This is a genomic window from Acidocella sp. KAb 2-4, assembly GCF_020567705.1.
Lineage (GTDB): Bacteria > Pseudomonadota > Alphaproteobacteria > Acetobacterales > Acetobacteraceae > Acidocella.
Genome location: NZ_JAJDJU010000009.1, coordinates 1 through 18221 on the forward strand (window position 1 = coordinate 1; position 18221 = coordinate 18221).

Sequence of the window (18221 nt, forward strand, 5' to 3'; positions counted from 1 at the left end):
ACCACCGCAGGCTGGCGCGCGGGAGGCTCTTGCTTGGCCAGCGCTGGCAGCAGCACGCCTAGCGCCGCGGCCTCCAGCAGCAGCCCCACGCCCAGGGCCGCCATGAAGCGGCGGCCATCGCCTTCCGGTTTCAGCCAGATTCCGTCATCCGACGTCATGGCTGACCATCCGGCACAGGCTGCGCGGCGATCCCGATATCGGTGACGTTGGCTTTGCGCGCGGCGTCGATCACGCTCATGAAGTTCTGAAACGCCGTTGTCTTGTCAGCGGCGATCGTCACTTCTGTCTGCGCCGGGTTGCCGTCGGCGGCGAACATGGCGGTAAGCTGAGCGGGCGTTACCACCTGGTCCTTCACCTTCATCGTACCGTCAGGCAGCACGTTGACGATGAATTTCGGATGCGGCAGCTGGTCGGTCTGGCTCGCCGTGGGCAGTTGCAGGCTGACCCCGGCATTCGGGATCATCTGCAACGTGACGATGATGAAGAACACCAGCAGGAACAGCATCACGTCGATCATCGGGATGATCTCGATGCGCGCCTTGCGGCGCTCGAAATAGCGCATATTCATGGCGGGTTCAGACCGTGGCGTAAGCGGGCGCGCTGTGCGGCGCGGCGGCATGGCTGACGGCGGCTACCGGTGTGGTGCCGAGGCGGTTGACGATCATCGTCTTCAGCGAGTCCAGCTGATGCACGATCAGCCGCACCTGGTTGGAGAGCGCGTTGAAGCCGGTGAGGCCGAGCATGGCGATGAACAGGCCGAAGGCGGTGGCGACCAGCGCGTCGGCGACGCCGCCCGTGACCTCGGCCGGAGCGTGGCCGGGCTGGGCAAGCACGTTGAAGGCATGGAACATGCCGATGATGGTGCCGAACAGGCCGAGCAGCGGCGCGAGGGTGACGACGGTGTCGAGCACCCAGAGGCGGCGGTCGAGTGAGGGGGCGATGAGCATGATCGCCTCATCGAGATGCCCGGCGATGGTCGCGGCATCGGCGCCGAGATGGCGGGCGGCGGTGTCGAGCAGCGCGGCCTCGGGGAGCTTGCCGGCGGTGTCGCGCAGCGCCGCAAGTTCGCCCTGGCGTAGCGTGGAAAGCTCAGCCGTGGCGCGGATCACCGATTGGCCGAACACGATCGTGCGGCGCAGGGACCAGAAGCGGTCGAGGATTACGGCCAGCGCCACCAGCAGCAGCGCGGCGAGAATATACAAAACCCCGTCCGAATAATTCGCGAGGTAAACGATATAAGAAAGCGTCATATCCGGTCTCCTGTCGCCGGGCGGGGATTTGCCCCGCCTGCGAAAAATAAATGGCGGAGCCTGGCGGTCGCCAGACTCCGCGGGGTGGGACGTTTAGAAGTTGATGGGCACAGAGAGGCTGACGAAGGCCGACACGCCGGGCAGCGTGTAGTACCAGAGCTGGCCCGCGGCATCGGTGCCGTTGTCGAAGATCACCCTCTGATTGTTGGTGATATTGTCGACGTTCACTTTCAGCTTCACCTGGTTCAGGTTGGGGCTGAGGTGGTTGAACGTGTACCCGGCGGCGAGGTTAACGACGTTGTACGGATCATACCACCCGCCCGGAGACTTGCCGCCGGCAGGGCTGCTGGCATAGGCGCCGATCCCGGTGTTGCCGGAGTACTCGCCACCCGTCCACTGGTCGATGACGGAGGCGTAGATGCCGTCGCGGTCGTAGATCAGGCCGAAATTGGCCGTGCCCTGCGGGGCTTGGGTGATTTGGATGTTGGTGGAGGTGCGGAAGGCTTGGTTATAGCCGGCATTGGCGAAAGCGGTCAGGCCGAAATCAAAGGTGTAAGCCGCTTCACCCTCGATGCCACGATAGATCGTGCCACCGACGTTCGTGTAATATTTGTTGGCCCCAGATCCGACCTTCTCCAAGAAGTTTTCGAAGTGGATGGTGTAGATGTCGCCTGACAGCGCAAGGTGCTGATCCTGGTAAGCCATCCCCCCCTGGAAGTTGATCGTGGTCTCAGGCTTGAAGGTGGTGGAACTCAGGTTCTCAATGTAAAGCGTGTTCAGATTAGGCGCGAGGAAGCCCTCCGCCCCTTGCACATAAGCCGAGAGGTTCGGATTGAAGCTGTACTTCAATTCCACCGACGGCAGTGCCTTACCCCAGGTATGGTCGAAGCCCTGGGCCAAGCCGGTCCCCTGGTTCACGGGGGCGTTCAGCGCGCGGCGGAACATCGCGTATTTCACGCCCGCCGTCACCGTCAGCCCGTCGATCGGCTTCCAGTCAAACTGGCCGTAAGGCTGGAAGGTGTAGAGCTGATTATGCTGCAGACGGTCGATCGGGTTGGTGCCATTGGAATAGTTGGGCACGTTGCCCGCATTCAGGATCACTTCCTGCTGGAAGCGGGTGTTCACCTGATGGTCGAACCAGAACCCGGCCATCAGGTCGCCCCAGGCGAAATCCTTTTCCAGACGCTGGATGGTGCCGACCGAGCGGTAGTCCATCATCATTTGCTGCCCGGGAACGCCGGTCACCAAGGCGCCGCCCGGCGTGTAGGCAACCAGATTGGGAACAGCGCCAGCGGGCAGCGGCTGGCCGGGCAGGCCCTGGCCGTTGGCATCGGCGCCGTTCAGGCCGTGATGGTAATAGCCGTAGGTGTAGATCTTGCCGTCATACAGAAAGCCATTTCCGAAATTCGACTGGACGTCGATATATTCCATATCATTGGTGATATGGTCGGTGTTGTACCTGTAATAGGCTTGGCTGGTGGGGTCGGTGTTGTTGCCGTAATCCGGGCCGAACAGCGCGATCTGGTCTGAGGTTGCGCCGGTATCGAAGCTCTGGAACAGCCGGTTGTAATCGGCCAGCAGCGTTACCGTGGTGCTGGTACCCACGGGGATCACGACCTTGCCGAAGAAGTTGGTGCGCTCCTGCGGCGTGTTGGTCTTGCCGCCATTGCTGGCGATGTGCTCGGCATCGACCACGGCGGAGGCGCCATTGGCGCTCTGGATGGCGCCAGTGTTCAGCGTGGCGCCGCCGATGTTGGTGCCCCAGCTGCCCCATTCGCCATAGGGCGTGATGCTGCGCTGCGCGGTGGGGTCGATGGTGCGGATCGACATGGTGCCGCCAAAGGTGGCGTCACCCACGGTCGAAGCCGTGCCGGGCCCGCGGTCCACGATCACCTGGCCGATCTGCTGATTGGTGAAGAACGAGGTGGAGTGATGCGTGAAGTCGTTGGAGTCGCCAACGGGAATGCCGTCGAACGTAACGTTGTACTGGCCATCTTGGAAGCCGCGCATGACCGGGCCGTTGGCCTCCTGCAGGCCGGGGCCGTTGGGGCTGATGGCGGAGACCGACGGGGTGAGCGTGGCGATGGTCACGTAGCTCTCAGTGCCGGTGGTCATGTTGGAGATGGTGTTCTTGGTCACCTGCGATGTCGGCTGCGAGGCGTTCAGCGGCGCTTTCGACGGCGCCTCATAAGGCGCGGTGCCGGGGGTGTTGACGAGATCGGCGGCGCTGCCCGTGCCCACGGAGAGAACGGAGCCGAGGTCGAGATTGACCGGCGCGTTGCTGGCGGTCTGCGCCATGGCGGGTGCGGCGGCGATGCCGATGGCGCCGCCAAGCCCCAAATACAGACAGCGCAGCGAGCAGACGCTGCGCAGAGCGGCGCGGCGCCGGGTTCCCCAGAGACCAGACATGTTTATCTTCCTTCCTGTTGTGCGTAAGCGTAGCGGCTGCTACCAAACTTTCTGCCGTGTGAAATTTACGACTTGGTGATTCTTTTGTTGCGGCCGTGTGACACAGTAGCGAAGGTCTTGGATTAGGTCGGGCGGCGGCGCGGTCTTTCGCGCTGGAACCGGCGGGGATATTGACGTAGTATGTGCTACAGAAATCCGCGGTGCCGGCTTGGCATGGGGAAAAATGCCAGCCGCCCCGACGGTCGTGGCAGAGAGGGATGGATCATGCGCATGTCCAGGACACGAAAATAATGACGCAAAAGGCCAAGCCAGCCCTGCCGGTTCCGTCCACGTCCGGTGGGGACGAGCAGCCACCCGACCGTCTTGCCGCGCAGCTGGGCGCGCTGGAGGCCGGCATGCCGCCCGCCATGTTGCGCGTGGCGCATTTTCTCAACCGCAACCGGGTTGCCGTTCTCGCTCATTCGGCAGCGGAACTGGCGGGCATGATCGGCACATCCGATGCGTCGGTCGTGCGCGCCGTGCAGGCCCTGGGATTTCGCGGCTTGGCCGAACTGCGCCAGTCCATTGCGGCGTCCATCGCCAGCCATTCGGCGCCGGTGAGCCAAATGCGCCAGACCTTGGCGGAGGTGGATGGCGAGACGGGCGGCGAGGAGGTGGCTGATCTCGTCATCGACACGCACGCGGAATCGTTGGCGAAGTTGCGGACAAAGCAGGCGCGCGCGCAGATTCATGCCGCCATCCGCGTGCTGCACCCGGCCGAGCGGATCGTCATCTATGCCGCGGGGCCATCGCGCCCGCTGGCTGAATATTTGCGGATCCTGTTGGGCCGGCACGGGCGGGCAGCCAAGGTGATCGGCCAGGGGGGGCTCGCTCTGGCCGATGAGTTGCTCGACCTCTCGGCGCGCGACGGCCTGCTGATTTTGTCGTATGGCGAGCCATACCGGGAGGTGCTGCGGGTGGTGACCGAGGCGCAGCAAGCCCTGATCCCTATCGTTTTGGTTACGGATACGCCAGATTCGAAAATTGCCACCGCGGCACAGGCCGTTATCGCCGCCCGGCGTGGCCGCGCCGAGCGTGTGGCCCTGCACGGCGCGACACTGGTGGCGCTGGAGGCGCTGGTGATGGGGCTGGCGGCGGCGAGCCGCGAGCGCACCATGCGCACGCTCGCGCGGCTCGGCACCTTGCGCGCGGCGCTCGGCCGTCCGGGCTCGCGGGGGGGCGCGGACTGAACGCCGCCGCCGGGGGCAATAAGGCGCAACATTTCGTATCTCGCTGTTGCCTCTCCATTGTGGCTATGGCGTGGCGCGACATGGTTCATTGTGCTTATAACGATGCCGCCGGCAGGCCGGCTTCCAGGAGTGACGATGAGACGCACGCATATCGAGACCCATCTGATGGAACGCACTGGCTGGTTGCGCGCCGCCGTGCTCGGCGCCAATGATGGCATCATTTCCACCTCCAGCCTAATTCTCGGCGTCGTCTCGGCTGGCGGCGTTCGGCATGATGCGCTGGTGGCCGGTGTGGCGGGGTTGGTGGCGGGGGCGATGGCCATGGCGGCGGGGGAATATGTCTCCGTCAGCTCACAGGCCGATACCGAAGGCGCGGCCCTGGCCAAGGAGCGGCACGAACTGGCCACGGAGCATGCCTTAGAGGTCGCGGAGCTGGCGCATATCTATGAACAGCGCGGCGTTGAGCCCGGGATGGCGCGGGAGGTCGCGCTGCAGTTGATGGCGCATGATGCGCTGGCCGCCCATGCGCGCGATGAGCTCGGCATTTCCGAATTGACGACAGCGAATCCGATTCAGGCGGCGATGGCATCGGCGGCCACCTTCTCCATCGGGGCGGCCGCGCCGCTGATTCTCGTGGTGGTGTTGTCCATGCCCTGGCTAATGCCGGGCATTGGCTTCGGCGCGCTACTGTTTCTGGCGCTGCTGGGGGCGGTGGGTGCCAGGGCGGGCGGCGCGCCCATGGCCAAGCCGGCTCTTCGCGTCGCCTTCTGGGGCGCGCTGGCGATGGCCGCAACCACAGGGATCGGCCATTTGTTTGGTGTGGCAACACAAGGTTGAGAACATGACGATGATGAAGATAACACCGAGTGCCGCCAGCTTGTCCGCCACGCGCCATGACGGCCTCACCATCGCTCTGCATTGGCTTACCGCGGCGTTGGTGGTGCTACAGTTTTTGCTCGCGGAAACCTGGGATTTCTTCCCCAAACCGGCCCGGCACTTGATGATCGTGGGGCATATTTCCTTTGGGTTGGTGCTGGCGGCGGTGTTTGGAGCGCGTCTGCTGTGGCGCGCCACGCCAGGGCGGCGGCATTTCAACGATGGGCCGGATCTCGCCAGCCGCGCGGCACGCTTGATGCACCGCTTGCTTTACCTCCTGCTGGGGGCTGAAATCATCCTGGGGGTGTTCACGCGCTGGACCGACAATCATCCGCTAACCCTGTTCGGGCTGCTGATTCCATCGCCCTTTGGCACTTTCTCGAAGGTTACCGGCGAATGGGTTGATCAGATCCATGACATCACGGCGTGGAGCATCATCATCCTCGCAGGCGCACATGCCGCCATGGCGCTGGTGCATCATTATCTGATGCGTGATGACGTGCTGCGGCGGATGATGCCGGGACGCTAACCTGGCGCGATGGAGGGGAGACATGAATGCCCGGCTCGGCGTACGCGGCGACAGCCGCGCGGGGCCGTGAGATCGGGCATTATGCCGATCCTGTCGCGCCACTTAACCACTCGAAGAAAATACTGACAGGGCCGATATCGAGTGACTCCCGGCAGACCGCAAAATAATTATACTCATTGTTGATCGTACGATCGGATAATTTAACGAGGCGGCCGGTCTCCAGATCGTCCTGGATGATGGCTGTGGGGCAAAGCGCAATCCCTTGGCCCGCAAGCACAGCGGCCCGCAGCAGGTTGAAATCCTCGAAGATGATGTCTGCGGCCGCGCCGGTCTTCACCGGGTAGGCATCGCCAAGCCAGGCGCGCCAGCCTCCCGTATCTGTATCATGTAGCAGATTGCAGCGGGCAACATCGCCGGCGTCGTTCAATCTTGGGTGGCTGTCGACAAAACTTTGGCTGCAAACTGGCGCGCTCGCGCCGGACAGGATTTGTATCGCATGCATCTTCGGCACAACGGGCATGTCTCTCGCATAAATAATCGCGATATCAACGTCCTCAAAGTTAATCTCATGGCCAAAAATGGCGTAAATAATCTTCAGGTCGATTTTTGGCTCAAGCTCGCGAAAGAGCGGGAGCCTGGGGATCAGCCAGCAAATCGCAACCGAGGGAATAACCGCAACCGTTAGTTGCTGGTTTTTGTTTTTTCGGCGCACCTCCTGGCAAGCGCGGTCAATGTCGGAAAACGCGAGGCGCAGCGCGCTGGCCAACGAAACCGCGTGAGCGTCAAACTTAAGCTGCTTTCCACGCCGCTCGAACAGACTTATCCCGAGCCATTCTTCAAGATGTCGCATCTGATGACTGATCGCTGATGGCGTGACGCTCAACTCTTCGGCAGCGCCGTAGAACGTTCCATGCCGGAACACCGCGTCAAATACCTTTAGAGCGTTTAACGGCGCATACCCCACCCTCGGCCCCTTTTTCTTGAGATTTTCTCACTATACGGTGAGATTTTCTCCTTTGACAAGCGGTTTATATTGAATAAAACTAAATATAGCAGCTCCTGAACGCCTTGGGAATATCCGCAGCGCCAACGCTAACGACGGTTTTCCGATGTCTCCGGTGGATGTTGCGGCCGGGGGGGGGCCGGATTTTCCGGTGCAAGAGTTAAGCAAGCAAGGATTAAACGGGAAATGGAAAAGTCTACAAACAAAAGAAAATATCTATTGCTAACAAGTGGTCGTGAGCCAGCTCCCGCTCTCCCAGAGCAAGCCTGAACGAATCGCTTCAGCCTTATCGTTGTGTGCTGGGGGCGGGGTTTTCAGGCGTGACAACGTTTTGCGTCTTTTATGGCAACGCGTAGCAGAAAGCCGGGCCAATAACCGGTCAATTAAGATAAAACGCGCGACACGGCGGATTGCCGTTTTCAATACGAGGAACATGTTCTTATGGTTAACGTGATGATCGATGAATTGGCGTGGACCGAATACCGCCGCCGCGTGGTTGACGAGCGCCAGCCCGTGTTGATTCCGTTGGGGGCGTTAGAGCAACACGGGCCGCATATGTCGATGAACCCGGATGTGGTCATCCCCTCTGCCATTTCTGGCGCCGTGGCAAGGAATATTGGCGCTCTCGTCGCGCCGGCCTTCGCATATGGCGCCAAGTCACAGCAGAAGAGTGGTGGTGGCAATCATATGTGTGGCACCACCAGTCTGGACGGGCACACGCTGAGCCTCGCGCTGAAGGATGTCCTGAAGGAGTTTGGCCGCCATGGCGTGCGCCGGATTGCTGTGATCAACGGTCATTACGAAAATCTTCCCTTCGCTACCGAGGGGGTTGAGCTCGCAATTCAGGAACTCAAATGGAGCGGCATAGATGATTTTCGGGTGATCATCATCTCCTACTGGGACTTCGTGACGCAGGAGACGATCAAGAAGGTTTTTCCTGACGATTTCACGGGATGGGATGTCGAGCATGGCGGCATACTCGAAACATCGCTGATGCTGCATCTGAAGCCGGAAATGGTCGATATGTCGCTGGCGCCCATTCAGGCACCGGCAAAATTCCCGCCCTATACCGTGTTCCCGCCAATTCCGGAGTGGACCCCAGAATCGGGTTGCCTTTCTTCGCCCGCGGCGGCGACCGCGGAAAAAGGTCAGATCCTTTTCGACGTGACGGTGGCGGGGATATCGGAGGCTCTCAAGCACGAGCCGTGGTGGCAGCCGTCATAAAGCGACAAAACACAAAAAAATCGGAGGAAAACGTAATGAGTTATACGATAAAGTCAGACAAGGTTGGCGCGATAGAGCAGCACGGCATCGACCCGATACCGACCACGGATCGTCACGGATCACCGTTTGAACTTTTTAAATTATGGGTCGGCGCCAACGTCAACTACGTCGTCATCGTCACAGGCGCGTTCGCATTGTCGGTGGGGGTGACATTCGTTCAAGCCGTGACCGCGATCTTGCTTGGCAATCTGATTGGCTGCCTGATGGTTGGTCTCACCTCGATCCAAGGCCCGAGAACGGGCACCTCGGGGATGATGACATCGCGGGTCAGCTTCGGGCAGTTGGGCTCTATGCTGCCAAAGATCGTCAACGTCGTATCAGCTCTGAGTTGGTTCTCAATCAACTCCATTGTCGCGACGCAAGCGCTTAATGAGCTATTTAATATCGCCGGATATACCGGGCATAGCGCCGTGTGGGTCGCACTTGGTATCGTTCTCGCGGCAGAGATCATTGTTGCCGTCTACGGTCACGCCACGATTATCGCGGCTGAGGGTCTCATTGCCGTGGTCCTGGCGGTGCTGTTCCTGGGCCTGGCATACTTCGTTGTGCCGCACGTGCCGATGCAGCAGATGCTGACGTTCAACTCTCATCAAGGCACGTTCAGCGCATGGCTTGTGGCGCTGGGGATCATCGTATCCTACCCGATTGGCTGGACGAATTTTGCCTCCGATTACAGCCGGTATTTCCCGCCCACAATGAGCTGGCAGAAGATTGCCCTCTCCGCTGGTCTCGGCCAGTTTGTTTCCCTTACGCTGTGTGAGATCATTGGCGTGGTGTTTGCGATTGCCGTCGGTGGTAACCTTGGCAATGATCCTGTCAGCCAGCTTGGACATTTTCTGCCGACCTGGTTCATGGTGCCGTTGCTGATCGCCGTGATATTTGGCGGTGTCGCGGCCAATGTTCCCAACGGTTACACTGCCAGCCTTGGGCTGCTTGCTCTGCGCCTGCCCATGACGCGTGTTGTCTCTCTGGCCGTCATTGCCTTGTTTACCGTGTGTGTTCGTGTCGCGGTTGTGTATTATGGCGAGTTTTTCGATGTCTATCAGAACTTCTTAAATTACATGGTGTTCTGGACCGGCCCCTGGGCGGCAATTGTGATTGTCGACTACTTCATGCGTGACGGAAATTACAGTTCGGTCGATATGATGAAATGGGGTAGCGGGCGTTATTGGTATCGCAATGGCATATTCTGGCCCGGTGTTACCGCTTTCGCGGCGGGCATCATCATGTCGCTCGTTTTTTCTAATTCAGAAACATACGCAAGCCCGCTGATGACGAATGTGTTGGGGTGGGGAGATCTGAGCTTCGAAGCCGGTATACTTTCCGCTGCCCTGGTTTATTGGGCGTTGGCGAAATCTAAATATAAGGCTGGAGCGTTTGCGGAGGTTCGTGGATGATGCATGGAAACACCGAGTTGGTTTAGTCGACTGTTTTTGGTGGAGATGGATAGATCTGCGAATGATCGTTCGTCTTCCACGACAGAGATCGGCTGACTATAGACGATAATCAATCGTGCCCTGACACGGGATATGAAAAAGCGATCGAGCAGTCGAGTCGTCGATATCAGTTTGATTTTTTGCAGCCGGACACGACGTGTCCGGCTGCTCTTTATTTGATCGCGGTAAAATGATCCGAAGATTAAACGCGAAAATTGCATGAGTTTGATCGCCTGGCGATGTAAAAACAAATCGAAATATTCTGAATTTCATTGGTATTTACTTGTGATTTCAGTGTTGAGCGTCGCAGCGATTGATGTGTTCTCAAAAGAGAAAAACTCATCTTGTCGATGAAAACTTATCATTTGACGTTTTCCAGAATACTTAACAATTTAAGCCCAGGCGGATGCGCCGGCGATGAAAAAATCTAACGGAGAAAATGGTTATGGAACGGGAGCGTTTACAGGATTTCACGAATAATGGCGTGAAGGTACAGCCGACCTTCTCGGCGGGTGAGATGACCCGGCGTCTGACCTCGATTCGCAACCATATGGCGGCGAATAAGATTGATGCGGCTTTGTTCACGTCGTATCACAATATCTGCTATTATTCCGATTTCACGTATTGTTATTTTGGCCGCCGTTATGGCTTGCTCGTCGATCACAACAACTCGACCAGCATCTCGGCAGGCATTGATGGTGGCCAGCCCTGGCGCCGCACCTTTGGCGGTAATGTCACCTATACGGACTGGCAGAAGGATAATTATTTCCACGCCGTCCGCCAGTTGGTTGGTGGTGTCAAGCGTCTGGGCATTGAATTCGACCACGTCAACATTGACCTGCTCAACCTGCTCAAGGCCGAGTTCCCGACCATCGAATTTGTTGACATTGCCTATCCTGCACAGCGTCTGCGTATGATCAAGTCGGCTGAGGAAATCGAGCACATCACCAAGATGGCGAAGATTGCCGATATCGGCGGTGCGGCTTGCGTTGAGGCGACCAAGGTTGGTGTGCCGGAGCATGAGGTGGCGCTGCACTCGACCGCGACGATGGTGCGTGAAATCGCGAATACCTGGCCGCATGCGGAATTGATGGACACCTGGACTTGGTTCCAGTCCGGCATCAACACCGACGGCGCGCATAATCCGGTCACGAGCCGTAAGATCGAGCGCGGCGACATCCTCAGCCTGAACTGTTTCCCGATGGTGGCTGGCTACTACGTAGCTCTGGAGCGCACGCTGTTCGCGGAGACCGCGACCGACGAGCATATCCGTCTGTGGGACTTCAATTGCCGTGTGCATGATCGCGGCAAAGACCTGCTGGTGCCGGGCAATAAATGCTCCGACGTGGCGAAGGAACTGAATGAGATGTACGCCACCGAGGGGCTGCTGCAATACCGCTCCTTCGGCTATGGCCACTCCTTCGGCGTGCTTTGCCACTACTACGGCCGCGAGGGCGCGCTCGAGCTGCGCGAAGATTGCGACACCGTGCTGGAGCCGGGTATGGTCGTATCGATGGAGCCGATGATCACCATCCCCGAGGACAAGCCGGGTGCCGGTGGTTATCGCGAGCACGACATTCTCGTGATCACCGAGGGCGGCAACCGTAACATCACCGGTTTCCCCTACGGTCCTGAGCACCTGATCGTGAAGTAATGTCCCGCGGCGTGGCGGGTTCAAGGCTCCGCCACGCCGCAATGCTTTAAATTTTGAAAACGACGGATGGGGAGGGGCAAGCTCATGGATGTTATTGCAAACATCAAGACCGAGCAGGTTGTCGCATCACAGGATGTGCGCGAATTTTTTGACCTTGATTTGGCGCGTAGCGATGCAGCGATCGCGGATGCCCTTCGGCACGAGCTTGGCCGCCAGCGCCACGGGCTTGAGCTGATCGCCAGCGAAAACATCGTCTCGCGTGCGGTTTTGCAAGCGCAAGGCAGCATTCTGACGAACAAATACGCCGAGGGTTATCCGGGCAAGCGCTATTATGGTGGCTGCGAGCATGTCGATGTCATCGAGCAGCTCGCGATTGACCGTGCCAAGCAACTGTTCGGTTGTGAGTTCGCCAACGTGCAGCCGCATTCGGGGGCGCAGGCCAATGGCGCGGTGCTGTTCGCGCTGTTGCAGCCGGGCGACACCATCATGGGCATGAGCCTGGCCCATGGCGGGCATTTGACGCATGGCGCCGCCCCGACGCTTTCCGGCAAATGGCTGCATGCCGTGCAGTACGGGGTCAGCGCCGAGACGCAGACCATCGACTACGACCAGGTGGCGGCGCTGGCGCGTGAGCACCGCCCGAAGCTGATCATTGCCGGTGGCTCGGCCATTCCCCGCGTCATCGATTTCGCCCGCTTCCGGGCGATTGCCGATGAGGTGGGCGCGTATCTGATGGTCGATATCGCCCATATCGCCGGCCTGGTGGCGGCGGGTGTGCATCCCAGCCCGTTCCCGCACGCGCATGTGGCCACCAGCACCACGCATAAAACATTGCGCGGCCCCCGTGGCGGCCTCATCCTCACCAACGACGAGGCGCTGGCCAAGAAGTTCAACTCGGCGGTGTTCCCTGGCCTGCAGGGCGGCCCGTTGGAGCACGTGATCGCGGCCAAGGCGGTGGCCTTTGGCGAGGCGCTGAGCCCCAAATTCAAGACCTACGCGCAGGCGGTGGTCGCCAACGCTGCCGTGCTGGCCGAGCGTCTGGCCGGCAATGGCTGCGGCATCGTCTCCGGCGGCACCGACACGCATCTCGTGCTGGTGGATTTGCGGCCCAAGGGGCTGACCGGCAAGGCGGTTGAACAGGCGCTCGACCGCGCTGGCATCACCTGCAACAAGAACGGCATCCCGTTCGATCCGGAGAAGCCGATGATCACCTCCGGCATCCGCCTGGGCACGCCGGCCTGCACCACGCGCGGCTTCGGCACCGCCGAGTTCGTGCAGGTGGCGGACCTGATCGTGGAAATGCTCGACGTCATCGGCAAGCCTGCCGAGGAGGCCGTAACCGCGGCGGTGCGGCAGAAGGTCAACACGCTGTGTGAAGCCTTCCCGCTTTATCCGTCGCTCAGCTGAGAGATCCCCGCGGCAGCGGGATTTCCAAAACCAACACAAACCAACCCGAAGCTTAAGGCGTCACCATCTCATGCAACGCTACTCCGCTCTCGCGCTGATCAAGCAGTCGCTGAACGGCCACAAAGGCTGGAAGCCTCAATGGCGCGATCCCGAACCCAAATCGTCTTACGACGTGATCATCATCGGTGGTGGTGGTCACGGCCTCGGCGCCGCCTATTACCTGGCCAAGAAGCATGGCATCCGCAATGTCGCGGTGCTGGAGAAGGGCTGGATCGGCGGCGGCAATACCGGCCGCAACACCACCATCATCCGCTCGAATTACCTGTTCGATGAGAGCGCCGCGCTCTACGATCACGCGCTGCAGATGTGGGAGGGCCTGTCGCAGGACCTCAACTACAACGTCATGTTCTCGCAGCGCGGCGTGCTGATGGTGGCGCATAACGTACACGACGAGCAGAGCTTCAAGCGCCACGTTTATGCCAACCGCCTGAACGGCGTTGACAATGAGTGGCTGACGCCGGAACAGGCGAAGGCCTTCTGCCCGCCGTTGAACATCGCGCCAGGCATGCGCCATGCCGTCACCGGCGCGGCGCTGCAGCGCCGGGCGGGCACGGCCCGCCACGATGCCGTGGCCTGGGGTTACGCCCGCGGCGCCGACGCGCTGGGGGTCGATATCATCCAGAATTGCGAGGTCACCGGCATTGAGCGCGACGCCACCGGCCGCGTGACGGGTGTGCAAACCACGCGCGGGCGCATCGGCGCGCGCAAGATCGGCGTCAGCGCCGCGGGCAGCACCTCGCTGGTGATGGAGATGGCCGGGCTGCGCATGCCGCTGGAGAGTTATCCGCTGCAGGCGCTGGTGTCGGAGCCGGTGAAGCCGATCTTCCCCTGCGTGGTGATGTCCAACACCATCCACGCCTATATCAGTCAGTCCGACAAGGGCGAGCTGGTGATCGGCGCGGGCACGGATTCCTATGTCTCCTACAGCCAGCGCGGCGCGCTGCATATTCCGATGCACACGCTGGAGGCGATCTGCGAGCTGTTCCCGATCTTCCGCCGTATGCGGATGATGCGCAACTGGGGCGGCATTGTCGATGTCACGCCGGACCGCTCGCCGATTTTGGGCAAGACCCCGGTGCCTGGTTTGTACGTGAATTGCGGCTGGGGCACGGGCGGCTTCAAAGCCACCCCAGGCTCGGCGGATCTGCTCGCCTACACCATCGCCAAGGACGAGCCGCACCCGATCAACGCCCCATTCAACCTCGAGCGCTTTGGCGCCGGCCGGCTGATCGACGAAGCCGCCGCCGCCGCGGTCGCCCATTGAAGGACGCCAAGCAATGCTCCTAATTCCCTGCCCCTATTGCGGCAACCGGCCCGAGATCGAGTTCGCCTATGGCGGCGAGGCGCACGTCGTGCGCGCCGCCGATCCTCGCAAGGAGGACGACGCGGCCTGGACCGAGTTCCTCTATTTCCGGAAGAACCCGCGCGGCGACCATGCCGAGCGCTGGCGCCACGCGTTTGGCTGTGGCCGGTTCTTCAACGTCAAGCGCAACACCTACACTGACCATATCGAGGCGAGTTATCGCATCGGGGAGACGCTCCCATGACGCAGCCCTATCGGCTTTCCGCAGGCGGCCGGATCGACCGCGCCCGCACGCTCACCTTCAGCTTCGACGGCAAGCGCTACACCGGCCATCCCGGTGACACGCTCGCCTCGGCCCTGCTCGCCAATGGCGTGCATCTCGTTGGCCGTTCGTTCAAATATCACCGCCCCCGCGGCATCCTCACCGCTGGCGGCGAGGAACCCAACGCGCTGGTCGGCGTCGGGCGCGATGATGCGCATTTCACGCCCAATCTGCGCGCCACCCAGGTCGAGCTCTATGATGGCCTGACCTCCGAGAGCCAGAACCGCGCGCCCTCGCTGGAGCGTGATTACGGCGCGATCAACGATGTATTCTGGCGCTTCTTCCCGGCCGGGTTCTACTACAAGACCTTCATGTGGCCGCGGAAGGCGTGGACGAAGTTCTTCGAGCCGCGCATCCGCGAGATGGCCGGCCTCGGCCGCTCGCCCCAAACCCCGGATGCCGCCCGCTACGCCCAGCGCTTCGCGCATTGCGACGTGCTGGTGGTCGGCGCGGGCCCGGCGGGCCTCGCCGCCGCCCTGGCCGCCGCCAAGACCGGCGCGCGGGTGATCCTGTGCGATGAGCAATCCGAGGCAGGCGGATCGCTGCTGGCCGAGCCCGACGCGCAGATCGACGGCCTGCCCGCCGCCGAATGGCTGAAGACCGCGCTGGCCCAGCTCGCCGCCTATCCGCAGGTGAAGCTGCTCACCCGCACCACCGCCTTCGGCTACTTTCCGCACAACATGATCGGCCTCGCCCAGGCGCTGACCGACCACGAGGGCGAGCGCAGCGACGCGCAGCCGCGCGGCCGGCTGTGGCAGGTGCGCGCCAAGCGCGTGGTCATCGCCGCGGGCGCCATCGAGCGGCCGCTGGTGTTCCCGGATAATGACCGGCCCGGCATCATGCTGGCCGAGGCCGCGCGGATCTATCTCGAGCGCTACGGCGTGCTGCCCGGCCGCCGGGCGCTGATCTTCACCGCGCATGATGGCGCCTACCGCACAGCGCTGGCGCTGCACCGCGCCGGCTGCGCGATCGCCGGCATCGTCGATCTGCGGCCGAATGCGGGCGGGCCCTGGGTGGCCGCCGCGCAAAAGGCGGGGCTGGCCATATACCCGGCCTCGACCATCGCCACCACGGATGGGCGCCTGCGCATCACCGGCGCCACCATCAAGCCGATCGCCGGCGGCAGCGGGCAGCGCGTGAGCTGCGACACGCTGCTGATGTCGGGCGGCTTCACGCCGAGCGTGCATCTGTTCTCGCAAAGCCGCGGCAAGCTGGTGTTCGATGCCACGCTGGACGCCTTCCTCCCCGGCGCGCCGGCCGAGGCATGTAGCGTCGCCGGCAGCGCCGCGGGTGTGCCGTCTCTGGCCGAGGTTCTGGCCTCGGGCGCCGAGGCGGGCGCCGCCGCCGCGGGGGGCAGCGCTGTCAGCTATCAGGTGACCAACGCGCCGGTGGCGCAAGGCGGCTTCATCGGCGCCGTGCCCTATCATGGCGATCCCGGTTCGGTCCGCGCCTTCCTCGACTACCAGAACGACGTCACCGCCAAGGACATCGCGCTGGCGATGCGCGAGGGCATGAAGTCGGTCGAGCATGTCAAGCGCTTCACCACCAACGGCATGGCCACCGATCAGGGCAAGCTGTCGAACATGAACGCGCTCGGGATCATGTCGCCCGTGCTGGGCAAGCCGGTCCCCGCGATCGGCACCACCACCTTCCGCATGCCCTATACGCCGGTGCCGTTCGGCTATTTCGCGGGCTATGCGCGCGGGGAACTCTTCGAGCCCGAGCGCCGCACCGCGATCCATAGCTGGGCCGAGGCCCAGGGCGCGGTGTTCGAGGATGTCAGCCTGTGGAAGCGCGCCCGATACTTCCCGCGCGGCTCCGAGGACATGCACAAGGCGGTGGCGCGCGAATGCCGCGCCGTGCGCAACGGGGTTGGCATTTTCGATGCCTCCACCCTGGGCAAGATCGAGGTCGTCGGCCCCGATGCCGCCGAGTTCCTCAACCGCATGTACATCAACGCCTGGACCAAGCTGCAGCCCGGCAAGCTGCGCTACGGCATCCTGCTGCGCGAGGACGGCTTCGTCATCGATGACGGCGTGATCGGCCGCATCACCGATACGCGGTTCCATGTCACCACCACCACCGGCGGCGCGGCCCGCGTGCTGACGATGATGGAGGATTACCTGCAGACCGAGTTCCCCGAACTCAATGTCTGGCTGACCTCGACCACCGAGCAATACGCGGTGATCGCGGTGCAGGGGCCGATGGCGCGCAAGGTCGTGGCGCCGCTGATCACGGGGGCGGATATCTCCGCCGAGGCGCTGCCGCATATGAGCATGGTGGAATGCAAGATCGCCGGTGTCCCGGCCCGCCTGTTCCGCGTCAGCTTCACCGGCGAGCTCGGCTTCGAGATCAACGTGCCCGCCGATTACGGCCGCGCCGTGTGGGAGGCGCTGATGGCCAGCGGCAAGCCGTATGACATCACGCCCTATGGCACCGAGACCATGCACGTGCTGCGCGCCGAGAAGGGCTACATCATCGTCGGCCAGGAGACCGACGGCACGGTGACCCCGGATGATGTCGGCTATGCCGGCATGATCGGCAAGGCCAAGCCGGATTTCGTCGGCAAACGCGCTCTGGCCCGCAAGGCCTTTGCCGAGCAGACCAACCGCAAGCAGCTCGTTGGCCTGCTCACCGACGACCCCACGCTCGTGCTCGACGAGGGCGCGCATATCGTCGCCGATCCCGCGCAACCCAAGCCGATGACCATGCTCGGCCACATCACCTCCTCGTATTGGAGCGAGACGCTTGGCCGCTCCGTCGCCCTGGCGCTGCTGCGCGATGGCCGGGCGCGTACCGGCGAGCAGCTCTACGTGCCGCTCGCCACCGGCAATGCCCGCGTCAGCGTCGTCGCGCCCGTCTTCTATGATCCGGAAGGAACCAGGCTCAATGGATAATCTTGCAGAGACGACCTCGCTGTCGCGGCTCTTTGCGCTCAGCGGCCAGGCCGGCGACCGGCGTTGCCGCCCCGTCACCGGCGGCGCCCGCTTCTCGCTGCGCGTGAAGCAGGCATCGCTCGGCGCGGCGGGCGAGGCCCTGGGCCTCGACCTCACCGGGCCGATCAACCGCGCGGTCAGTTCGGGCCAGCGCACCGCGCTGCGCCTCGGCCCCGATGAGTGGCTGCTGCTGCTCGCGGAGGCCGACGCCGCCAGCGTCGCCGCCAGCTTGGCGCAACGGCTGACCGATGGGCTCTATTCGCTCGCTGATATCAGCCACCGGCAGACGGGCATCGCGCTCGAGGGCGCGGCGGTCACCGATCTCCTCAACGGCGGCTGCCCGCTTGATTTCGACCTCGCCGCCTTTCCGGTCGGCATGGCCACGCGCACCATCTTCTTCAAGGCCGAGATCGTGCTGTGGCGCCAGGATACGGCGCGCTTCCACATGGAAGTCTGGCGCTCCTTCGCGCCCTATGTGTGGTCGCTGCTGGCCAATGTCGGCCGTGAATACGCGGATTAACCG

Annotated in this window: 15 protein-coding genes; 11 read left to right on the plus strand and 4 right to left on the minus strand. The window is 62.1% G+C overall.

What is annotated here, in order from left to right:
- Positions 1-154 precede the first annotated feature (154 nt).
- From LI953_RS07750 to LI953_RS07760, 3 genes are all read right to left on the minus strand, one after another.
- Positions 155-568 carry a biopolymer transporter ExbD gene (locus LI953_RS07750; RefSeq protein WP_227075472.1) on the minus strand — a complete coding sequence of 138 codons (414 nt, stop codon included), beginning with the start codon at positions 566-568 and terminating at the stop codon, positions 155-157.
- A gap of 7 nt (positions 569-575) precedes the next feature.
- Complete coding sequence (locus LI953_RS07755; protein WP_227075473.1) at positions 576-1250, minus strand: MotA/TolQ/ExbB proton channel family protein; 675 nt, start codon at positions 1248-1250, stop codon at positions 576-578.
- Positions 1251-1343: 93 nt separating this feature from the next.
- Entirely contained in the window at positions 1344-3659 is a 2316-nt protein-coding gene (locus tag LI953_RS07760; RefSeq protein WP_227075474.1) for a TonB-dependent receptor, read from the minus strand.
- 290 nt (positions 3660-3949) lie between these two features.
- Between LI953_RS07760 and LI953_RS07765 the strand changes: the two genes are divergently transcribed.
- The 3 genes from LI953_RS07765 to LI953_RS07775 all read left to right on the plus strand — a co-directional run bounded on the left by LI953_RS07765 (position 3950) and on the right by LI953_RS07775 (position 6293).
- Positions 3950-4888: a MurR/RpiR family transcriptional regulator gene (locus tag LI953_RS07765; RefSeq protein WP_227075475.1), complete on the plus strand. Its 939-nt coding sequence runs from the start codon at positions 3950-3952 to the stop codon at positions 4886-4888.
- A gap of 135 nt (positions 4889-5023) precedes the next feature.
- Complete coding sequence (locus tag LI953_RS07770) at positions 5024-5725, plus strand: VIT family protein (protein WP_227075476.1); 702 nt, start codon at positions 5024-5026, stop codon at positions 5723-5725.
- Positions 5726-5729: 4 nt separating this feature from the next.
- Complete coding sequence (locus tag LI953_RS07775) at positions 5730-6293, plus strand: cytochrome b (RefSeq protein WP_227075477.1); 564 nt, start codon at positions 5730-5732, stop codon at positions 6291-6293.
- A gap of 79 nt (positions 6294-6372) precedes the next feature.
- On the opposite strand, the gene LI953_RS07780 is transcribed toward LI953_RS07775, so the two are convergent.
- Positions 6373-7257, minus strand: coding sequence for a LysR substrate-binding domain-containing protein (locus LI953_RS07780; protein ID WP_227075478.1), 885 nt, complete (start codon positions 7255-7257; stop codon positions 6373-6375).
- A gap of 492 nt (positions 7258-7749) precedes the next feature.
- Between LI953_RS07780 and LI953_RS07785 the strand changes: the two genes are divergently transcribed.
- The 8 genes from LI953_RS07785 (at position 7750) to LI953_RS07820 (ending at position 18218) form a co-directional block, all read left to right on the plus strand.
- Positions 7750-8520 carry a creatininase gene (locus tag LI953_RS07785; RefSeq protein ID WP_227075479.1) on the plus strand — a complete coding sequence of 257 codons (771 nt, stop codon included), beginning with the start codon at positions 7750-7752 and terminating at the stop codon, positions 8518-8520.
- A gap of 35 nt (positions 8521-8555) precedes the next feature.
- A complete protein-coding gene (locus tag LI953_RS07790) occupies positions 8556-9977 on the plus strand; it encodes a cytosine permease (protein WP_227075480.1) in 1422 nt (473 codons plus the stop codon).
- Positions 9978-10461: 484 nt separating this feature from the next.
- Positions 10462-11670 (plus strand): aminopeptidase P family protein, encoded by a 1209-nt coding sequence (locus LI953_RS07795; protein WP_227075481.1) that lies wholly within the window; start codon positions 10462-10464, stop codon positions 11668-11670.
- An 84-nt stretch (positions 11671-11754) separates the two neighbouring features.
- A complete protein-coding gene (gene glyA / locus LI953_RS07800) occupies positions 11755-13077 on the plus strand; it encodes a serine hydroxymethyltransferase (protein ID WP_227075482.1) in 1323 nt (440 codons plus the stop codon).
- A gap of 70 nt (positions 13078-13147) precedes the next feature.
- Positions 13148-14401, plus strand: coding sequence for a sarcosine oxidase subunit beta family protein (locus LI953_RS07805; protein WP_227075483.1), 1254 nt, complete (start codon positions 13148-13150; stop codon positions 14399-14401).
- A 13-nt stretch (positions 14402-14414) separates the two neighbouring features.
- Entirely contained in the window at positions 14415-14684 is a 270-nt protein-coding gene (locus LI953_RS07810) for a sarcosine oxidase subunit delta (protein WP_227075484.1), read from the plus strand.
- Entirely contained in the window at positions 14681-17659 is a 2979-nt protein-coding gene (locus LI953_RS07815; protein WP_227075485.1) for a sarcosine oxidase subunit alpha family protein, read from the plus strand. The genes LI953_RS07810 and LI953_RS07815 overlap by 4 nt, the downstream gene beginning before the upstream one ends.
- Complete coding sequence (locus tag LI953_RS07820) at positions 17652-18218, plus strand: sarcosine oxidase subunit gamma (protein ID WP_227075486.1); 567 nt, start codon at positions 17652-17654, stop codon at positions 18216-18218. Before LI953_RS07815 ends, LI953_RS07820 begins: the two co-directional genes overlap by 8 nt.
- Positions 18219-18221 lie beyond the last annotated feature (3 nt).